This window comes from Streptomyces sp. NRRL WC-3742, assembly GCF_000720635.1.
Lineage (GTDB): Bacteria > Actinomycetota > Actinomycetes > Streptomycetales > Streptomycetaceae > Kitasatospora.
On record NZ_JOCF01000002.1, the window covers coordinates 76,498 to 93,701 of the forward strand.

At 73.5% G+C, this 17,204-nt stretch carries 14 protein-coding genes; 7 read left to right on the top strand and 7 right to left on the bottom strand.

The window, feature by feature from the left end; translation table 11 throughout:
• The first annotated feature begins 11 nt into the window (after window positions 1–11).
• Entirely contained in the window at window positions 12–530 is a 519-nt protein-coding gene (locus tag IH61_RS0101820; RefSeq protein WP_031063808.1) for a GNAT family N-acetyltransferase, read from the top strand.
• 75 nt (window positions 531–605) lie between these two features.
• Here IH61_RS0101820 and IH61_RS0101825 read toward each other — a convergent pair whose 3' ends face one another.
• Together IH61_RS0101825 and IH61_RS0101830 are read right to left on the bottom strand one after the other, a co-directional pair.
• Window positions 606–1,895: an MFS transporter gene (locus IH61_RS0101825; RefSeq protein WP_051836129.1), complete on the bottom strand. Its 1,290-nt coding sequence runs from the start codon at window positions 1,893–1,895 to the stop codon at window positions 606–608.
• Window positions 1,896–2,306: 411 nt separating this feature from the next.
• Window positions 2,307–2,741 (bottom strand): MarR family winged helix-turn-helix transcriptional regulator, encoded by a 435-nt coding sequence (locus tag IH61_RS0101830; RefSeq protein ID WP_031063814.1) that lies wholly within the window; start codon window positions 2,739–2,741, stop codon window positions 2,307–2,309.
• Window positions 2,742–2,865: 124 nt separating this feature from the next.
• On the opposite strand from IH61_RS0101830, the gene IH61_RS0101835 reads away from it, so the two are divergent.
• Together IH61_RS0101835 and IH61_RS0101840 are read left to right on the top strand one after the other, a co-directional pair.
• Entirely contained in the window at window positions 2,866–3,270 is a 405-nt protein-coding gene (locus tag IH61_RS0101835; RefSeq protein ID WP_037971342.1) for a VOC family protein, read from the top strand.
• Window positions 3,271–3,554: 284 nt separating this feature from the next.
• The gene (locus IH61_RS0101840) at window positions 3,555–4,391 is read left to right on the top strand and encodes an MHYT domain-containing protein (protein ID WP_051836102.1); all 837 of its coding nucleotides are present in this window, start codon (window positions 3,555–3,557) and stop codon (window positions 4,389–4,391) included.
• A 90-nt stretch (window positions 4,392–4,481) separates the two neighbouring features.
• Here IH61_RS0101840 and IH61_RS0101845 read toward each other — a convergent pair whose 3' ends face one another.
• Together IH61_RS0101845 and IH61_RS0101850 are read right to left on the bottom strand one after the other, a co-directional pair.
• Window positions 4,482–6,194, bottom strand: coding sequence for a hydrogenase maturation protein (locus tag IH61_RS0101845; protein ID WP_031063821.1), 1,713 nt, complete (start codon window positions 6,192–6,194; stop codon window positions 4,482–4,484).
• Between the two features lie 194 nt (window positions 6,195–6,388).
• Window positions 6,389–7,312 (bottom strand): DUF4231 domain-containing protein, encoded by a 924-nt coding sequence (locus tag IH61_RS0101850; RefSeq protein WP_078910754.1) that lies wholly within the window; start codon window positions 7,310–7,312, stop codon window positions 6,389–6,391.
• 143 nt (window positions 7,313–7,455) lie between these two features.
• On the opposite strand from IH61_RS0101850, the gene IH61_RS0101855 reads away from it, so the two are divergent.
• On the top strand, window positions 7,456–7,905 hold the full coding sequence (locus IH61_RS0101855; RefSeq protein ID WP_031063827.1) for a VOC family protein: 450 nt from the start codon (window positions 7,456–7,458) through the stop codon (window positions 7,903–7,905).
• Window positions 7,906–7,982: 77 nt separating this feature from the next.
• On the opposite strand, the gene IH61_RS0101860 is transcribed toward IH61_RS0101855, so the two are convergent.
• Window positions 7,983–9,443, bottom strand: coding sequence for an NCS2 family permease (locus IH61_RS0101860; protein ID WP_031063830.1), 1,461 nt, complete (start codon window positions 9,441–9,443; stop codon window positions 7,983–7,985).
• Window positions 9,444–9,676: 233 nt separating this feature from the next.
• On the opposite strand from IH61_RS0101860, the gene IH61_RS0101865 reads away from it, so the two are divergent.
• The 3 genes from IH61_RS0101865 to IH61_RS0101875 are packed head-to-tail and all read left to right on the top strand — an operon-like array spanning window position 9,677 to window position 12,773.
• Complete coding sequence (locus IH61_RS0101865; protein WP_031063833.1) at window positions 9,677–9,991, top strand: DUF2530 domain-containing protein; 315 nt, start codon at window positions 9,677–9,679, stop codon at window positions 9,989–9,991.
• Between the two features lie 52 nt (window positions 9,992–10,043).
• Complete coding sequence (locus tag IH61_RS0101870; protein WP_031063835.1) at window positions 10,044–12,497, top strand: HAD-IC family P-type ATPase; 2,454 nt, start codon at window positions 10,044–10,046, stop codon at window positions 12,495–12,497.
• 42 nt (window positions 12,498–12,539) lie between these two features.
• Window positions 12,540–12,773, top strand: coding sequence for a hypothetical protein (locus IH61_RS0101875; RefSeq protein WP_158844527.1), 234 nt, complete (start codon window positions 12,540–12,542; stop codon window positions 12,771–12,773).
• Here IH61_RS0101875 and IH61_RS0101880 read toward each other — a convergent pair.
• Window positions 12,737–16,039, bottom strand: a complete 3,303-nt coding sequence (locus IH61_RS0101880; RefSeq protein ID WP_107057011.1) for a sacsin N-terminal ATP-binding-like domain-containing protein — start codon at window positions 16,037–16,039, stop codon at window positions 12,737–12,739. The genes IH61_RS0101875 and IH61_RS0101880 overlap by 37 nt on opposite strands.
• Before the next feature lie 135 nt (window positions 16,040–16,174).
• Entirely contained in the window at window positions 16,175–17,056 is an 882-nt protein-coding gene (locus IH61_RS0101885) for a DUF3027 domain-containing protein (protein ID WP_031063840.1), read from the bottom strand.
• Between the last annotated feature and the right edge of the window lie 148 nt (window positions 17,057–17,204).

Here is a 17,204-nt window from a genome sequence, read left to right on the forward strand (position 1 = left end):
AACGGATTTCCATGAAGATCCGCAACGGGGGCCTCGCGGACGTCCCCGACATTCTGTCCCTGCTCGACGGCGCCGTCTCCTGGCTGGCGTCCCAAGAACGCACAGGCCAGTGGGGCGACCAGCCCTTCAGCACCAGCCAGGCCCGGGTCGACCAGGTCACCTCGTACACCGGGGAGTCGTTCCTGGTCCGCCTCGCGGTGGACGAGGACGGCCGCACGGTCGGCTGCTGCGTCCTCGCCGAGGACCGCGGCAGGCTCGTCCCCGCCTCGAAGGAACCCGAGCTCTACGTCCGCCTCCTGGTCACCGACCGCAGCCGCAAGGGCTCCGGCATCGGCGCCGCCCTGATCGCCGACGCGGTCGAGGAGACCCGCCGCCGCGACCTCGACCTCCTGCGGGTGGACTGCTACGCGGGCAACGACCGCAAGCTGGTCGGCCAGTACCGGGCGCTCGGCTTCACCGAGCTGGAGGGCTTCGAGGTCGAGCAGCCCGCGGGCATGTGGCCGGGCCAGCTGCTCGAGATCCGTCTCTGAGGGCGCATCACTACGCCAGTAGTGGCACTACTTCCGTAGTGCCACTACTGGCGTAGTGCCGTTTCCGGCACCACCTCAGCAGGCGGTGGCCAGCCCCACCTTGCCCGCGGCAGCGGTGCGCGGCACGAAGGCCACCATCCGCCCGCCGCGCCCCGGGTGCAGGTCGAAGCGCACCCGCAGGTCCGCACTGCGGGCCAGCACCAGGCCCACCACGCCCGCCGCCAGGGCGGACACCAGCCCGCAGGCGAGCAGGCCCGGCCGGGGCCCGTACGAGGCGGTGACCCAGCCGACGACCGGGGCGCCGATCGGCGTGCCTCCGGTGAAGACCAGCACCAGCAGGCCCATCACCCGGCCGCGCATCGCGGGGTCGGTGGCCAGCTGCAGCGCGGAGTTGACGGAGGTGTTGAAGCTCAGCCCGAACACCCCGATCATCATCAGCAGCAGCGCGAAGGTCCAGTAGTCGGGTGCGAAGGCCGCGACCACCTCCAGCGCCCCGAAGCCCAGCGCCGCGCCGACCAGCCGCCGCAGCCTCGGCGCGCCCCTGCGGGCGGCGAGCAGCGCACCGGTCAGCGACCCGACGGCCATCGCGGTGTTCAGCAGGCCGTACTCCCCGGCGCCCACCTTGAACGTGTCGTACGCGAAGCCGGACAGCAGCGTCGGGAAGTTGAAGCCGAAGGTGCCGATGAACCCGGCGAGCACCATCGGCCAGAGCAGCTCGGGCCGCTCCTTCACGTACCGCAGCCCCTCCTTCAGCTGCCCCTTCTCCCGGGCGATCGGCTCGGTCGGGCGCAGCTCGGACTCGCGCATCGCCAGCAGCCCGCCGATCACGGCGGCGAAGGAGAGCGCGTTGACGGCGAACGCCCAGCCGCTGCCGACGGCGGCGATCAGCAGGCCCGCGACGGCGGGGCCGACCAGGCGCGCGGTCTGGAAGTTGGCGGCGTTGAGGCTGACGGCGTTGGCGAGGTCCTTGGGCCCGACCATCTCGGAGACGAACGCCTGCCGGGTCGGGTTGTCCACGACGGTGACGAGGCCGAGCAGCAGCGCGAAGCCGTACACGTAGTACGGCGTGACGACGCCGCCCACGGTCAGCACGGCGAGGCCCGCGGCGAGCAGGCCCATCGCGCCCTGGGTGTAGATCAGCAGCCGGCGCTTGGGCATCCGGTCGGCGAGCACGCCGCCGAAGAGGCCGAGCAGCAGCATCGGCAGGAACTGCATCGCGGTGGTGATGCCGACCGCGAGCGGGCTGCCGGTGAGGCTCAGCACCAGCCAGTCCTGGGCGATCCGCTGCATCCAGGTGCCGGTGTTGGACACGACCTGGCCGGCGAAGTAGTAGCGGTAGTTGCGAACGCGCAGGGAGGAGAACATCCCCCCGGGCCTGGTGAAGCGGGCACCTGTGGGAGACGAGGCCGCGTGGGTGCGGCCCTGAGCGGCGCGGTGCGCCGCGGTGCGTTCGTCGGGGTCGTCGTCGCCGTTGCCGGGCAGTCCGCTGGGGGCGGGGGCCTGGGCATCGGCGTCCGCGGCGGCGGCCGCGGGGGTCTCGGTGGTGGTGTCGTCGAATCGGGTACGGGCGGCGGCGCTGGCTGCGACCGGCGGTGTCACGGTGTTCTCCCCTCGCGGCGCGACGGCCCCGGCGGGGGCCGTCGCGCTCCTGGTGTCGGTGGTCGGTCCTGCGGTGATGCGGGCTCCTTCTCCTCCCGGCGGCTTGCCGGGTTCGGTGTGCCTACGGATGTGCGAGCTACGGGCGTGCGGGCTGCGGGTGTGCGGGCTGCGGGCGAGCTACAGGTGGGCGAGCTTGTAGAGCACGGGCGCGGCCTGCTTGAGGACGGCCCACTCCTCCTCGTCGAGCCCCTGGGCGAGCTCGGCGAGCCAGACGTTGCGGCGCCGGCGGCTCTCGTCGAGGATCGCCTGGGCCTGCTCGGTGCTGCTGACGACCACCTGGCGGCGGTCCTCGGGGTGCGGCTCCCGCCGCACCAGCCCCTTCTCCTCCAGCATCGCGACGATCCTGGTCATCGAGGGGGGCTGCACGTGCTCCTTCCGGGCGAGCTCACCCGGCGTCGCCTTCCCGCACCGGGAGAGGGTGCCCAGCACCCCCATCTCGGTAGGACTCAACGACTCCTCCACCCGCTGGTGTTTGAGCCGTCGGGACAGGCGCATCGTGGACGACCGCAGCTGTGAGATCGCTGCGAGGTCCTGCTCGGACATCTCGGGCATGTCCTTAGACTACGTCATTACTCTCGCTAAATAAAATCCGTTCCCGCCGTGCCCGCCCCGCGCCCCGGTGCCATATTGGGGTCAGGGGCCACAGGTCCCCCGCTCCCAGAAGGGCCGACCAGCCATGTCCGACCTCGCCGCCGAACAGCCCGCTCCCAACGGCACCGGCTTCGCCCGCCTCGCCATGGTCACCGTCGACTGCGCCGACCCGCTCGCACTCGCGGCGTTCTACGGCGAGCTCCTGGGCTGGGAGACCCGGCACGCGGACGACCACTTCGCCATCCTCGACAACCCCGAGGGCGGCAGCCCCCTCGCCTTCGGCCGGGTGGCCGGATATCGCCCCGAGCCGTGGACGGAGCCGGACGGCGGCAAGCACTTCCACCTCGACTTCTACGTCGACGACCTGGAGGAGACCACCGCCAGGGCCCTCGCCCTGGGTGCGACCGAGCCGACCTTCCAGCACGGCCGCACCCTCAGGGTCCTCATCGACCCGGCGGGCCACCCCTTCGGCCTCGCACCCCTGGACTGACCGACCGACGAGCCTGGGGACGGTGCGCAGGCACTGTCAGGGCTTGGTGCCGAGATCTTGCAGGCTACGTAAAGGTCCTTCCTGACCTGCGACTTCACGAAAACCCGGACATTGTGCGGCCGCCCGGCAGTGGTTACTGTCCCCCTTGTCAGGGGCACCACATGCCAGGTCTCCCCCGGTGGCACCCCTATGCGTGCCCGCCCCGCACTCTTCCCCGGCGACCCGGTCCCACCGGCGTCCGCCCGAGCCCTGGCGCCCTCGAACCCCACATCCAGGGAGCTCAGTTGGGTGAGATCCATCATGCGGACCACGGCTGGGTGACACCGGCGGTCTCGTACTTCGTCGCCTGCCTCGGCGCCTACATCGCCCTGCGCGCGACCCGCTGGGCACTCGTCTCGCGGGACCGCAGCCGGGCCGCCTGGCTGATGTTCGCGTCGACCTCGCTCGGTGCCGGAATCTGGTCCATGCACTTCATCGCGATGCTCGGATTCTCCGTCAGGGGCGTCGAGATCACCTACCTGCCCGGGCCGACGATCCTCAGCCTGCTGGTCGCCGTCGCCGTGGTGGGCATCGGGCTGTTCACCGTCGGGTACTGGCGCGGCAATCCCGTCCTGTCGCTCCTGGTCGGCGGGCTGACCACCGGCCTCGGCGTCGCCGCGATGCACTACCTGGGCATGGCCGCGATGGTGCTGCCCGGCCAACTCCACTACGACCGCTTCACCGTAGGGCTGTCGATCGGCATCGCGGTGTTCGCCGCGACGGCCGCGCTCTGGGCCGCGCTGAACATCCGGGGCACCTTCGCCGTGCTGGCCGCGGCACCGGTGATGGGCGTGGCCGTGTGCGCGATGCACTACACCGGGATGGCCGCGCTGTCGGTCCGGCTGGACCTCTCGCACTCCACCGCGGGCGGTGTGATGGCACTGCAGTTCATCTTCCCGCTCGCGGTCGGGCTGGGCTGCTACGTCTTCCTCGGCTCCCTGGCCTTCGCCGTCTCGCCGAGCAAGCCGTCCGCCCGCCCCGTGCTGGCCGGCCCGGCGGCCCCGCTGGCCGCGCGGCCGCCCCGGGTGCCCCGGGTGCCCCCGCAGCGGAGCCCCAGGAGCCGCACGACCGTCCGGGGCTGAGGCCGGACAGCGGAAGACCGGGCAGTGGAAAACCGAAACGACGTCCGGCCGGGTTCCCCTCCCCGGCCGGACGTCGTTTCGGTCCCGCCGTCACTCGGGCCGGGCCAGCAACCCCGTCAGGTGCTCCGGCGTGGCCACCGGGCAGACCTTGTGCACGAAGTCCCGCCGCAGCCCGTGGTACGCCTCGCCCGCCCGGTAGAAGTTGGCGTGCATCCGGCGCAGTTCCTCCGCCCGGTACTCGGCCAGCGGCTTCGCTTCCTCGTGCTCCGCACGGCGGCGCTTCTTGTCCACCAGCCGCCCGGTGATCTCCGGTGAGCCGGCCAGCAGGGCCGCCTCCCGGGCCGTCCAGCGGCGGAACTCCGCCGCGTCCCCACCGGCCGTACGGTCCACCAGGCCGATCCGGCGGGCGTGTTCGGCCCCGACCGGCAGCGCCTCGGTGGTGAGCCGCTCCGCCCGCTCGGCGCCGACCCGGGCCGGCAGGGTGTACGTCCAGTACTCGGAGCCGTACAGGCCCATCAGCCGGTAGTGCGGGTTGAGCACCGCCGACTCCCGGCACCACACCTCGTCGGCGGCCAGGGCCAGCATCAGGCCGCCGGCCGCTGCGTTCCCGGCCAGCGCGGCGACGGTCACCTTGTCCTCGGTGGTCAGGATCGCCTCGACCAGGTCGTCCATCGCGTTGATGTTCTCCCAGGACTCCAGCGCCGGGAACTCCGAGCCCTCGATGACGTTGAGGTGGATGCCGTTGGAGTAGAAGTCCCGGGGCGCGCCCAGCACCATCACCGAGGTGGGCCGGTCGGCGGCCTCGCGGTAGGCGGCCAGCAGCCGACGGCACTGCCCGGTGTCCATCGCCCCGCCCGCGTAGGCGAATTCGAGGAAGCCGACCTCGCCCTCCTCGTGGTAGCGCAGCTCCGACCAGGTGTCCCGGCGGCCGGCCGAGGACGGGCTCACCCGCACCTCGCGGACCCGGCCCAGCTCGCCGGCGAGCACCGTCGCGGCCGGCAGCTTGAAGGTGGCCGGCCCGCCGGGGGTCCGGCGCGGGCGCAGCTGCGGGATCCACACCGCGCCGTCCACGGTGGCGCGGCAGATCGCCCCGTCCCGGGTGGCGAGCACGGCGCCGGGCTCCGGGCCGCGCAGCTCGTCCTCGGGGTGGCCGCCGTGCAGGAAGAACTCGCGCCCGTACAGCTCGTCCAGCACGCCGGGCTGGGAGTCGGCGGCGCGCAACTTGCGCAGGACGGTGGCGGTGTCGTCCACCGCCCAGTCGATCCGGCGGACGTCCTGCTTGAGGAACGGCCGCAGTCGGCCCTGCACGTCCGGGCGGTCGTAGTCGAGCGGTTCGGGGGTGAACAGGCCCCCCTGGAACCGCTGGACGGCCAGCAGGACGGCCTCGACGGCGGCCTCGGCGACCTCGTTGCGGTACAACTCGCTCTTCCCGCAGGCCGGGACGGGGAACTCGACGGACGCCCAGATGTCGCCGGCGTCCATCTCCGCGACGGCCTGGAGCACGGTGACGCCCCAGCGCTCAGCGCCCTCGGTGATCGCCCAGTCGAGGGAGGAGGGCCCGCGGTCGCCCTTCGGCCCGGGGTGCACGATCAGGACGGTCCGGGTGGACCAGATGTCCTCCGGGACGGCCTTGGTCAGCATCGGGCAGATGATCAGCTCGGGATCGGTCCGGCTCACCGCCGCCCTCATCTGCTCGTCCCCGAGGGCGAGTTGCACGGCGACCTCGTGGCCGCGCTCCCGCAGCTCGGTGTGCACGCGCTGGGTCAGACTGTTGAACGCGCTGGCGATCAGGAGAATGCGCAAGGAAACCTCCGGGCGAAACGTGGTCGCACGCAGGCGATGAAATCAGGACATGGACACGTAACGATTACGTTCCGCATCTCCCCGCCCACCCCTCACGCACCCCGCACACCTGTGCACCCGGGGCGTCCCCGCTTCGCGGTTTCTCCCCAAGTCCCTTCCCGGGAGCGGCTAGCGCGGGAGCGCCCGGACAGGGCCTAGCGCGGGAACGCCCGCCGTGCCCGCCAGGTGGTGTGCTCGCGCGAGACGGCGTCCTCCGCCTCCGCGGCCAGCCGCGCCCACCGCGCCTCGGCGTCCGGCGCCCGCACGTCCAGGTCGGACAGCTGGTTGCCGACGTGGTCCAGTTCCCGGGCGGCCAGCTGGTACGCGGCGGCCAGCGGGCGCAGCTGCTTGAGCTGCGTCCAGGCGATGATCGAGGCGGCCGCGGCCGAGCTGGCGCCGAAGACGTGCACCGACAGCGCGCCGGTGGCCTGGGCGACGGCCGCCGCCGCGCCGATGATGATCAGCACCGCGATGCCGAGCCCCCAGGAGACGGCCTGCGAGTCGCAGGCGTCCGCGCGGGAGCGGTACCAGGTGCGCTGGCTCTCCACCCGGGTGCGCAGGTAGAGGGTGCGCCGGGAGGTCAGGCTGCCGGCGCGCTGGCGCCGCATCTCGTCGGTGATCTCGGCGACGGTGCCGGGCGGCACGATCTCCGGGTCCTCGAAGGCCCGCAGCACGTCCTCGACCTGGAGCAGGTAGCCGTGGTCCACGTCCGCGGACTCCGCCTCGCCGTCGAAGGGCCGGGCCCGCACGGTGTACTTCCAGGCCAGCGTCTTCACCGACTCGGCCGCCGCCCGGGCCTCGTACCAGCGGCCCTGCGGGTTGCTGGTGCGCAGCCGGGCCCAGAAGTACCCGGCGACGAGGAACGCGCCCACCGAGAACAGCGGCCACACGTCGAACTCGCCGTCCTTGTCCGGGCCGGGGAACGACCCGATCGCGGCGGCGAGCACCAGCATCGCGATCAGTCCGCGGTACCAGCGCAGCGTCTCGCGCTGCCCGTCCAGCGAAGCCTTGTCCGCCGCCCAGAACAGGTCCGGCAGCAACTGCGCCTCGACACCGGCGGGCGGATCTTGTCGCACCATGGATCGAGTCCCCTCCCCGTCTCCCGTCCTGCCAGTATTCCCGCCGCCAACTGGCCTACACGGGCACCTTTTTGACACCTCTTATCGACACGTTCGAACGAGCCTGCCCGACCGGTGTCACACCCCTCCGCTAGGAACGTTCCATGCCCATGCACTGGAAACTCGTCATCGACTGCGCCGACCCGCACCGCCAGGCTTCCTTCTGGGCCTCCGCCCTGGAGTACGCCGTCGAGGACCACAGCACCCTGATCGCCCGCCTCCTCTCCGCCGGCGCGGTCTCCGAGGACGCCCTCACCGAGGTCGACGGCCACCCCGCCTGGCGCACCCTCGCCGCCGTCCGCCACCCCGAGGACCCGTTCGACCCGGTCTCCGACACGGGCCTCGGCCGCCGCATCCTCTTCCAGGCCGTCCCCGAGCCCAAGACCGGCAAGAACCGCCTCCACCTCGACCTCCACCCCGCCCCCGCCGACCGCCCCGCCACCCTCACCCGCCTCCTCACCGCCGGCGCCACCACCCAGCGCGAGGTCACCGAACCCGGCGGCTCCTGGACCGTCATGCAAGATCCCGAGGGCAACGAGTTCTGCCTCCACTGACCACCCCCGCCAACACCGAAAGGGCCCTCCCCGCACGATGCGGAGAGGGCCCTCGTGGCTGCTTGCCTTCGTTGGCGTCAGAGGAGGCCGAAGGCGGGCATCAGGTAGTAGAAGGTGAAGATGCCGGCCACGGCGTACATGGCCACCGGCACCTCGCGGCCGCGGCCGGCGGCGACGCGGAGGACGCAGAAGGTGATGAACCCGATGCCCAGGCCGTTGGTGATGGAGTAGGTGAAGGGCATCATCGCGATGGTCAGGAAGGCCGGGATCGCGATGGTGAAGTCGGCCCAGTCGATGTCCTTGATCGAGTTGGCCAGGATCAGGAAGCCGACGGTGACCAGGGCCGGGGTGGCGGCCTGGGCGGGGACCATGGTGGCGAGCGGGGTGAGGAAGAGCGCCACCACGAAGAGCAGGCCCGTGACGATGGAGGCGAAGCCCGTGCGGGCGCCCTCGCCGACGCCGGCGGTGGACTCGACGAAGCAGGTGTTGGCGGAGGCCGAGGTGGCGCCGCCCGCGGCGGTGGCGATGCCGTCGACCATGAGGATCTTGTTGATGCCCGGCAGGTCGCCCTTCTCGTCCAGCAGGTGGGCCTCGTCGGCGACGCCGAGGATGGTGCCCATCGCGTCGAAGAAGCAGCTCATCAGCACGGTGAAGACGAACAGGACGCCGGTGAGGACACCGACCTTCTCGAAGCCGCCGAACAGGCTCACCTTGCCGACCAGCCCGAAGTCGGGCGCGGCGACGGGGTTGCCGGGCCAGGCCGGGACGGTCAGGCCCCACTTGGCGGCCGGGACGTCGGCCAGCTTGTCGATGACCACGGCGAGCCCGGTGGAGACGACGATGCTGATGAGGATCGCGCCCGGCACCTTGCGGATCAGCAGGACGAGGGTCAGCAGCAGGCCGACGACGAAGATCAGCACGGGCCAGCCGAGCAGGTGCCCGTTGCCGCCGAGCTGCAGCGGGACGGTGGTGTGCGCGACGTCCGGAATGCGGCTGACGAAGCCGGAGTCGACGAGGCCGACGAGGCTGATGAACAGGCCGATCCCGATGGCGATGGCCTTGCGCAGGCCCAGCGGCACGGCGCTCATGACGCGTTCGCGCAGGCCCGTGGCGACCAGCAGCATGATCGCGAAGCCGGCGAGCACGACCATGCCCATGGCGTCGGGCCAGGTCATCTTGGGCGCGAGCTGCAGCGCCACGATGGTGTTGACGCCGAGCCCGGCGGCCAGGCCGATCGGCACGTTGCCGATGACGCCCATGAGCAGGGTGGTGAGACCCGCGGTGAGGGCGGTGGCGGTGACGAGCTGGGCGCTGTCGAGGTGGGCCCCGGTCATGTCCGTGGCGCTGGCCAGGATGATCGGGTTCAGCACCAGGATGTACGCCATGGTGAAGAAGGTGGCCACGCCGCCGCGGATCTCGCGCGGCAGAGTGGAGCCGCGCTCGCTGATCCGGAAGAAGCGGTCCAGCGGGCCCGACGGGGGCAGGGGGGCGCTGGAGGCGGGTTCGGGCGACTCGGTGGTCGACTGGACCACAGGCATGCGTGCGTCCTCTGTGGGGGAGCTGAGGAGGGGGAGCGCCCGGGGCGACGGTGGCCAGGGCGGGACCTTTAAGTATGGTTTCCCGATCGCACACGCGCTATCTTCGCGCGTAGAGCGCCGGGAAGCGCCCTAAAGCGCCGCAGAGGGCCTCAGGGCGCCGCAGAGCGCCTCAGGACCCCCGGCACCTGCGCCTCACCACGGCCGCCGCCGACGGAGACCGTACGCTAGGCCCCATGCCCAAGAAGCCGCTGCACCCCTCCCCCCCTCCGCTGGAGGCCAACGACGTCGCCATCGTCGGCGTCGGCACGGTGGTGTGGTTCGTCGCCTTCCTGGCGCTGGTCCCCTTCCAGAGCACCCTCTCCGACCACGACCACGGCAGCTGGCCCTGGATCTGCCTCTCCGGCGGCCTGCTGGGCCTGATCGGCCTCTGGTACTGCCGCGCCCGCCGCGCCGCGATCAACCGCGACCGCGCCAGGGCGGCCGAGGCCGCCGAAGCGGCCGGAGGCGTCACGAACAACGGCCAGAACCCGGCCACCCAGTCGGACTGATCAGTCCTTCAGTAGCACGCACCGGACATAAGGCGCCCGTAGAGTCGGTGCCATGACGCAGCCTGCCCACCCGGCGGAAGAGCAGCCGGACGACGCGAACCGCCCGGACGGCGCCCACCCACTCGGCCTGCTCCCCGGCCGGCGCGGCGGCCTCACCGCCGCCGAGGTGGCCGAGCGCGTCGCGAAGGGCCAGGTCAACGATGTCCCCGTACGGTCCAGCCGCTCCGCCAAGGAGATCGTCCGGGCCAACGTCTTCACCCGCTTCAACGCCATCATCGGCATCATGTTCGGGATCATCCTGGTCGTCGGCCCCATCCAGGACGGCCTCTTCGGCCTGGTCATCGTCGCCAACACCGCGATCGGCATCATCCAGGAGCTGCGCGCCAAGAAGACCCTCGACAGCCTGGCCCTGATCGGCGAGGCCAGGCCCCAGGTCCGCCGCGACGGCACCGCCCAGCAGGTCGCCGTCTCCGAGATCGTCCTCGACGACACCGTGCTGCTCGGCATCGGCGACAAGGTGATCGTGGACGGCGCCGTCACCGAGGCGGACGGCCTGGAGATCGACGAGTCCCTCCTCACCGGCGAGCCCGACCCCGTCCTCAAGCACCCCGGCGACCAGGTGATGTCCGGCAGCTTCGTCGTCGCCGGCGCGGGCGCGTTCACCGCCACCAGGGTCGGCCGCGAGGCGTACGCGGCCCAACTGGCCGAGGAGGCCAGCAAGTTCACCCTGGTGAAGTCGGAGCTGCGCAGCGGCATCGACAGCATCCTGCGCTTCATCACCTACCTGCTGATCCCCACCGCCCTCGGCCTGATCATCAGCCAGCTCGCCGTCGAGGGCCGCGACTGGCGCGAGGCGGTGCGCCGCATGGTGGCGGGCATCGTCCCGATGGTCCCCGAGGGCCTGGTGCTGCTGACCTCCGTGGCCTTCGCGATCGGCGTCATCCGGCTGGGCCGCAAGCAGTGCCTGGTGCAGGAGCTCCCGGCGATCGAGGGCCTGGCCCGGGTGGACACCGTCTGCCTGGACAAGACCGGCACCCTCACCGAGGGCGGCATGGACGTGATCGACCTGCGGGTGATCTCCGACGGCGAGGCGCCCCCGGTCGAGAAGGACACCATCAAGCACGCCCTCGCCGTGATGGCCGGCGCCGACGCCCGCCCCAACCCGTCCATGCAGGCCGTGATCGACAGGTACGGGCGCGGCGACGACGCACCGGGCGGCAACGGCTGGCGCGTCATCGAGGCCATGCCCTTCTCCTCCGCCCGCAAGTGGAGCGGCGTGCAGCTGCTGGAGCCGCAGGGCGGCGAGGCCAGCTGGCTGCTCGGCGCCCCGGACGTGCTGCTGCCCGCGGGGCACCCGGCGCTCGCCGAGGTCGACGAGCTGGGCGCGCAGGGCCTGCGGGTGCTGCTGCTGGGCCGCACCCCCGTGCCCCTGGACTCCCCCGACCCGGCGGCCGGCCTCGCCCCGCTCGCCCTGGTCGTGCTCCAGCAGCGGCTGCGCTCGGACGCCGCCGAAACGCTGCGCTACTTCGAGGGCCAGCACGTCCGGGCCAAGGTGATCTCCGGCGACGCGGCCGTCTCGGTCGGCGCCGTCGCCGCCCACCTCGGCCTGCCCGGCGCCGACCAACCGCTGGACGCCCGCACCCTGCCCTCCGAGCCCGGGGCGCTGGCCGACACCGCCGAGCGCACCAGCGTCTTCGGCCGCGTCACCCCGCAGCAGAAGCGCCAGCTCGTCGGGGCGCTGCAGTCGCGCGGCCACACCGTGGCGATGACCGGCGACGGCGTCAACGACGTGCTCGCCCTCAAGGACGCCGACATCGGCGTGGCCATGGGCACCGGCTCGGACGCCACCAAGGCCGTCGCCCAGATCGTGCTGCTCAACGACTCCTTCGCCACCCTGCCCTCGGTGGTCGCCGAGGGCCGCCGGGTGATCGGCAACATCGAGCGGGTCGCCTCGCTGTTCCTGGTGAAGACGGTCTACTCGGTGCTGCTGGCACTGCTGGTGATCTTCACCCACTCGCCGTACCCGTTCCTGCCCCGCCACTCCACGGTGCTCTCCACCCTCACCATCGGCGTGCCGGCCTTCTTCCTCGCCCTCGCCCCGAACAACGAGCGGGCCCGCACGGGCTTCGTGAAGCGGGTGCTGCGCCTGGCCATCCCCGGCGGGGCGATCGCCGGGACGGGCACGTTCGTCGCCTACGCCCTGGCCCGCACCGATCACGCGACCGACCTCAAGGCCGACACCAGCGTGGCCACCCTGACGCTGTTCCTGATCGCCATCTGGGTGCTCGCCATCATCGCCCGCCCGTACAGCTGGTGGCGGCTGCTGCTGATCGGCGCCATGGGCGGCGCCTTCGCCCTGGTGCTGCTGGTCCCGGCCTTCGCCGACTTCTTCCAGCTGCGCCTGGTCGGCTGGCGCGACCCGTGGACCGGCGTCGCCATCGCCGCCGTCTGCGGCGTGGTCCTGGAGGCCACCTGGGGCTGGATGAGGCGCCGCGGCATGGAGTGAGCCCGGGTCGGACCGCCCGGCACACGCCCTAGCATGGCCCCCATGGCACGCAAAGGTGGGGACCTGGAGGCGTTCGTCGCCTTCCTCGGCGGAGTGCTCGCGGCCGGAGTCACGGCCATGGCGATGGTGGGGCTCGGCCTGACGCACGGGCCGACGCCCGAGGTGAAGGCGGCGGCGGTGGTGACGCTCGGCGCCGTCTGGCTGACCGTCACCACCACCGTCTACCTGCGGCTCAGGCGTCAGCCCTCGAAGTCCCGGGCGGCGGACAGCTCGTAGGCCCGGTCCGGCTCGCTGAGCGCCGCCAGCACCTCGAAGCGGCGGTGCCACTGGCCCACGGACCAGGCCAGCCCGGCCGCCAGGCCCTCCGGGGTGGCGGCGTGCAGCAGCCCGGGCACCGGCGGCACCTCGAACTCGTCGTCCTCGTCCTCGGCTTCGGCCAGCTCGGGGTCGTACGGCGGCTCCGGCGCCCCCGCGGCCGGGTCCCAGCGCCAGTCGACGGCCGCCTCGCCGCCGTCCGGGCCGACCACCAGCAGCTCCTCGTGCTCCTCGTACGCGACGGGGCAGCCGGGCAGCAGCTCCCGCACCGCGGCCGGGACGCGGTGCAGCACGCCCTCGGAGAGCACCCGCCCGCCAGCCACCTCGCTGGCCAGCGACACGTGCAGCCGCTCGGCGAGGTCGGCGGCCAGCGCCGGGGCGACGGGCAACACCGGGTGGTCGTGCAGGAGTTCGACGAGGTCCGGCGCGTCCGCGACCACGGCCTCGGTGGCGTCGACGACCACCGTACGGTCGGGGCGGCGCCCCGTGGCCGGGTCCAGCGGCGCCAACGCCCGCACCACGTCCAGCGGTTCGATGCGCTCCCGCTCCACCCGGGCCAACGCGCTGTACAGGCCGTGCAGTTGGCGGTGTCCGACCTCGGCATCCGGGTCCGTCATCCGGTCCAGCGCCTCGTCGGGCCCGTGCGGCTCGGCGAGCAGCGCGGCCAGCGTGGTGCGCACCCCGAGGGCGTGCAGGAACTGCTCGTCCAGGCTGGTGCGCGCCTCCTCGTACAGCCCGCGCAGCAGCGGGTCCGCCCCGGCGGCGCGCAGCCCGGCGGGCTCGCGGCCGTCCAGCACGGGGTGGTCGCGCAGCCACCAGGCGGTGTACGGCGGCAGGTCGGCGTAGGTGCCGTCCGGCAGCAGGGCGCGCACGGGGGTGACCACGGCGTCCCGGTAGGGCGGGCGGGCGAGGGCGGCCAGTGCCTCGGGCCAGGCGTCGTCGTGGACCAGGTCGAGGTCGCGCACGGCGAGGAGTTCGGCGGCGACGGGCGGCACGCCGATCGCCTCGTCGGCGTCCAGGGCCTCCAGCACGTCCTCGGCCCATTCGGCGAGCCCGTCCGGGGCCTCGTCGATGAGCCCGGTGAGGCGGCCGCCGGCGGCGCGGTCGGCGGGGGCGGTGGGGTCCAGGCGCTCCAGGTCGTCCGGGTCGAGGACGACGTCCTCGGCGCGCACCAGCACGAACTCGGTGGGCACCCCGGCCGCCGCGAGCACCTCGGGGCCCCAGCGCTCGAGCAGGTCGTCGTCCACCCAGCCGGCGTCGTCCTCGCGGACGATCGCCGCCAACGGGGTTCCGGGCAGCAGGAGTTCGCCCGCGCAGGCGGGCTCGCCGTCGTCGTCCAGCAGGGCGAGGCGGGCCAGCCAGGGGTGCTCGCCGGGCGCGGGGGCGGCGGCCTTGACCAGCGACAGGACGGCGTCGGTGAGTTCGAGCGCCGCGTCGAGGTCGTCCTCGGCCAGCTCGCAGGAGCGGGCGACGGCGGCGCGCACCTCGGGAGTGTCCAGCACCCCGGCGGGGGTGGCGGTGCCGGCGCCGAGCTTGGCCAGCAGCGGGTGCGAAGCCTCCGGGTGGGCCAGGCGCAGGTCGAGCGCGGCGAGCGCGCCGGCCAGGGACTCGGGGTAGCCGGGGAAGGCCGCCCAGTCGGCGTCCTCGGAGGGCAGCAGGACGCGGCGCGGCCCGGTGACGGTGCGCCCGTCCGCGAGCGGGACGGGCAGCGCGCCGAGCGCCTCCGGGTCGGCCCCGCCGAGGGCCGCGTACAGGTTGCGCCACCAGGCGGGCTCGCGGTCCAGGCCGCCGAGCTGGTCGACCACCTCGGCCAGCGGCACCCGGCGCACGTTCAGCACCCGCAGTTCGGTGCGGCGCTCCAGGCCGGCGGGCAGCAGCCCGGGGAAGATCGGCGCCAGCGCCTCCACGACCGAGCCGTCCGCGCCCTCCAGCAGCGTCGCGTCCTGCGGCCGCAGCGCGGGCGTGCCCTGCTCGACGAGCGCCGGGTGCGGCAGGAACGGCGTGCCGGGCAGCCGGCCCAGGATCGCGGCGCGCAGCGCGTTGTCCAGCGCGCCCTGCCCGAGCGGGCCCGGCACCAGGCCGAGCGAGCCGAGGTCGGCGCCCCGGGCGCGCAGCAGGTCGGCGTAGCCGTCGGCGGCACGCTCGGTGAGGAAGTCGGTCAGCGGCCCGGGGGCGACGTGCCGGCGGGTGGAGTCCAGCGGGTAGGAGGCGATGAGCAGCGCGGGCAGGCCGATCGGCTCGTCGCTGGGGGTGGGCGCGTGCAGCACCGGCGCGATGCCGGGCTCCATCGGGCTGCCGTCCTCGCGCACCGGCACCGCCCAGGTGACGGTCCAGTACGGGCGGGCGCGCTCCTCGGTGGGGCGGTCGGCGAGCAGGGCGGCGTCCAGGGTGCCGGAGGCGCCGGCGGTCTGCCACAGGGTGCGGCGCCCGGGCAGGCCCGGCAGGTCGGTGACGGTGACGGTCACCTCGGTGACGCCGTCCGGGCGGGGCTCGGCGGCGGCGCGGGTGAGGGTGCGGGTGCCCTCGGCGGTCTCCACCACGACCTCGGCGAGGCCGGGCAGGGTGAGCAACAGGGCGTCGTCGATGCCGTCGAGCAGGCGGCGCGTCAGGTCCTCGGCTGCGGCGTCGCGCAGCGGCAGCACCACCACGGTGTCGTAGCCCTCGGGCGCGGGGCCCTCGGCGGCGAAGGGCAGCCGCAGCAGCGGCACGTGGCCGTCGCGGCGGCGCAGCTCGTCGGCCAGCGCGGGCTGCGCCTCGGCCAGCGCCCGGGCCTCGCCGAGGGACCAGCGCACCCCGCCGACGGAGCCGAGCACGGCGGGCTCGTCGGTGACGGCGAGGACGGCGGCGAAGCCGACGCCGAAGCGGCCCACAGTGGGGGTCTCGCCGCGCTTGGAGGAGGCGCGCAGGGTGGAGAGGGACTCGACGGCGGCGGCGTCCAGCGGGGCGCCGGTGTTGGCGGCGGCGAGCACGCCGTCGGCCAGGGTCAGCCGCAGCCGCCCGGGGCCGTGCCCGGCTCGAAGGGCCGCGTCGGCCGCGTTCTGCGCCAACTCGACGACCAGGCGGTCGCGGTAGCCGCCGAGCGCCAGTTCCTCCTCGGCGTTGGCGTCCTCCCGGAACCGGGCCGGGGAGGCGGCCCAGGCGTCCAGCACGCGCCGGCGCAGCGCGGCCGTCCCGAACGGGTCCGCGAGGTGCTCGTCCGTGCTGCTGCCGATGATCCGAGGTTCCACGGGACCTGCCGCCTTCCGCCGCCCTGTACGTCGTAGGGCATTCTTCCCTGCCCCACTGACTGCTCCCGACCACACGCCTCCCGGAACGGCGACGGCCCGCCCCACCGCTCGGGCGGGGCGGGCCGTCGGCGCGCGTCAGGAGTGGCCGAGCTCCTCGGCCGGGGCGTCCGGCTCGACGGAGCCGGAGGTGCGGTCGGGGTGGAGCTGCAGCGGCTCGACGACCAACTCGTCGAGGATCAGCTCGGACGGCGCCGGCGGGGCCGGGATGACGGCGGCCTCGGAGTGCCCGCCGCAGCCGTACGCGAAGGAGACGATCTGCCCGTCGGCCGGGCCGAACTCGTTGCCGCACACGCCGAATGCCTGGCCGAGCGAGCCGCCGATCGGCACCAGGAAGCCGCAGCTGCCGCAGGACGCGGGCGCGGCCTGCGCCATCGGCGTCTGCGGACCGTGGGTCTTCTCCCAGCGCTCGGCGGCCAGGTGCATGCCCAGGCGGGAGAGCACCCGGCTGCGGCCCATGCCGAGCTCCTCGGCGACGGCGTTGATCCGGGCGCGGGCGGGGGCGGGCTGGACGTGCGGGTCGGTGACGACCACGTCCTCCTCGGCCACCAGCGCGACCACCGAGTTCGGCGCCGGCTCGTCCTCGCCGGTCCAGCCGGGCTCGAGGCGCGCGTCGTCCGCACCGGTGGGCAGCAGGTCGCCGGGGCCCATGTCGCCCGGGCGCAGCCGCTCGCTCCACGGCACCCACTCGGGAGCGAGGACGGCGTCGTCGCCCGGCAGCAGCACGACCTCGTCGAGGGTGATGTTCTTGGCGCGCGGGGCGCGGGCGACGGTGACCGCCCAGTGCCAGCCGCGGTAGGCGGCGTCCAGGCACTCGAAGGTGTGGGTGACGACGCGGTCGGCGTCCGCCTGGACACCGAGATGTTTGCCGACGGCCTCGGCTCCGACGGCCTCCTCGGCTGCCTGGCGGGCGAGTTCGACGGCCTCGGCACAGAGCCGGTCGGGGGTACGGCTTCGCATCGCAGCACTCACGGCGTCGATTCTCTCCCAGTTCTTCTGTCGCCCACGGCGTGTTTGCCTGTTCCGTCGCGGCTGGTTGGTCCCTGGTCCATTCTGCGTGACCCGAGCCCGCCGCGGTACCGGCCGCGCCGCTCGCTCGGACCGGCCG

Bases quoted from the DNA above. Each gene is read 5' to 3' on its own strand.
- IH61_RS0101820 (WP_031063808.1), top strand. From the start codon at position 12: ATGAAGATCCGCAACGGGGGCCTCGCGGACGTCCCCGACATTCTGTCC.
- IH61_RS0101825 (WP_051836129.1), bottom strand. From the start codon at position 1,895: ATGTTCTCCTCCCTGCGCGTTCGCAACTACCGCTACTACTTCGCCGGC.
- IH61_RS0101830 (WP_031063814.1), bottom strand. From the start codon at position 2,741: ATGCCCGAGATGTCCGAGCAGGACCTCGCAGCGATCTCACAGCTGCGG.
- IH61_RS0101835 (WP_037971342.1), top strand. From the start codon at position 2,866: ATGTCCGACCTCGCCGCCGAACAGCCCGCTCCCAACGGCACCGGCTTC.
- IH61_RS0101850 (WP_078910754.1), bottom strand. From the start codon at position 7,312: ATGGTGCGACAAGATCCGCCCGCCGGTGTCGAGGCGCAGTTGCTGCCG.
- IH61_RS0101855 (WP_031063827.1), top strand. From the start codon at position 7,456: ATGCCCATGCACTGGAAACTCGTCATCGACTGCGCCGACCCGCACCGC.
- IH61_RS0101860 (WP_031063830.1), bottom strand. From the start codon at position 9,443: ATGCCTGTGGTCCAGTCGACCACCGAGTCGCCCGAACCCGCCTCCAGC.
- IH61_RS0101865 (WP_031063833.1), top strand. From the start codon at position 9,677: ATGCCCAAGAAGCCGCTGCACCCCTCCCCCCCTCCGCTGGAGGCCAAC.
- IH61_RS0101870 (WP_031063835.1), top strand. From the start codon at position 10,044: ATGACGCAGCCTGCCCACCCGGCGGAAGAGCAGCCGGACGACGCGAAC.
- IH61_RS0101875 (WP_158844527.1), top strand. From the start codon at position 12,540: ATGGCACGCAAAGGTGGGGACCTGGAGGCGTTCGTCGCCTTCCTCGGC.
- IH61_RS0101885 (WP_031063840.1), bottom strand. From the start codon at position 17,056: ATGCGAAGCCGTACCCCCGACCGGCTCTGTGCCGAGGCCGTCGAACTC.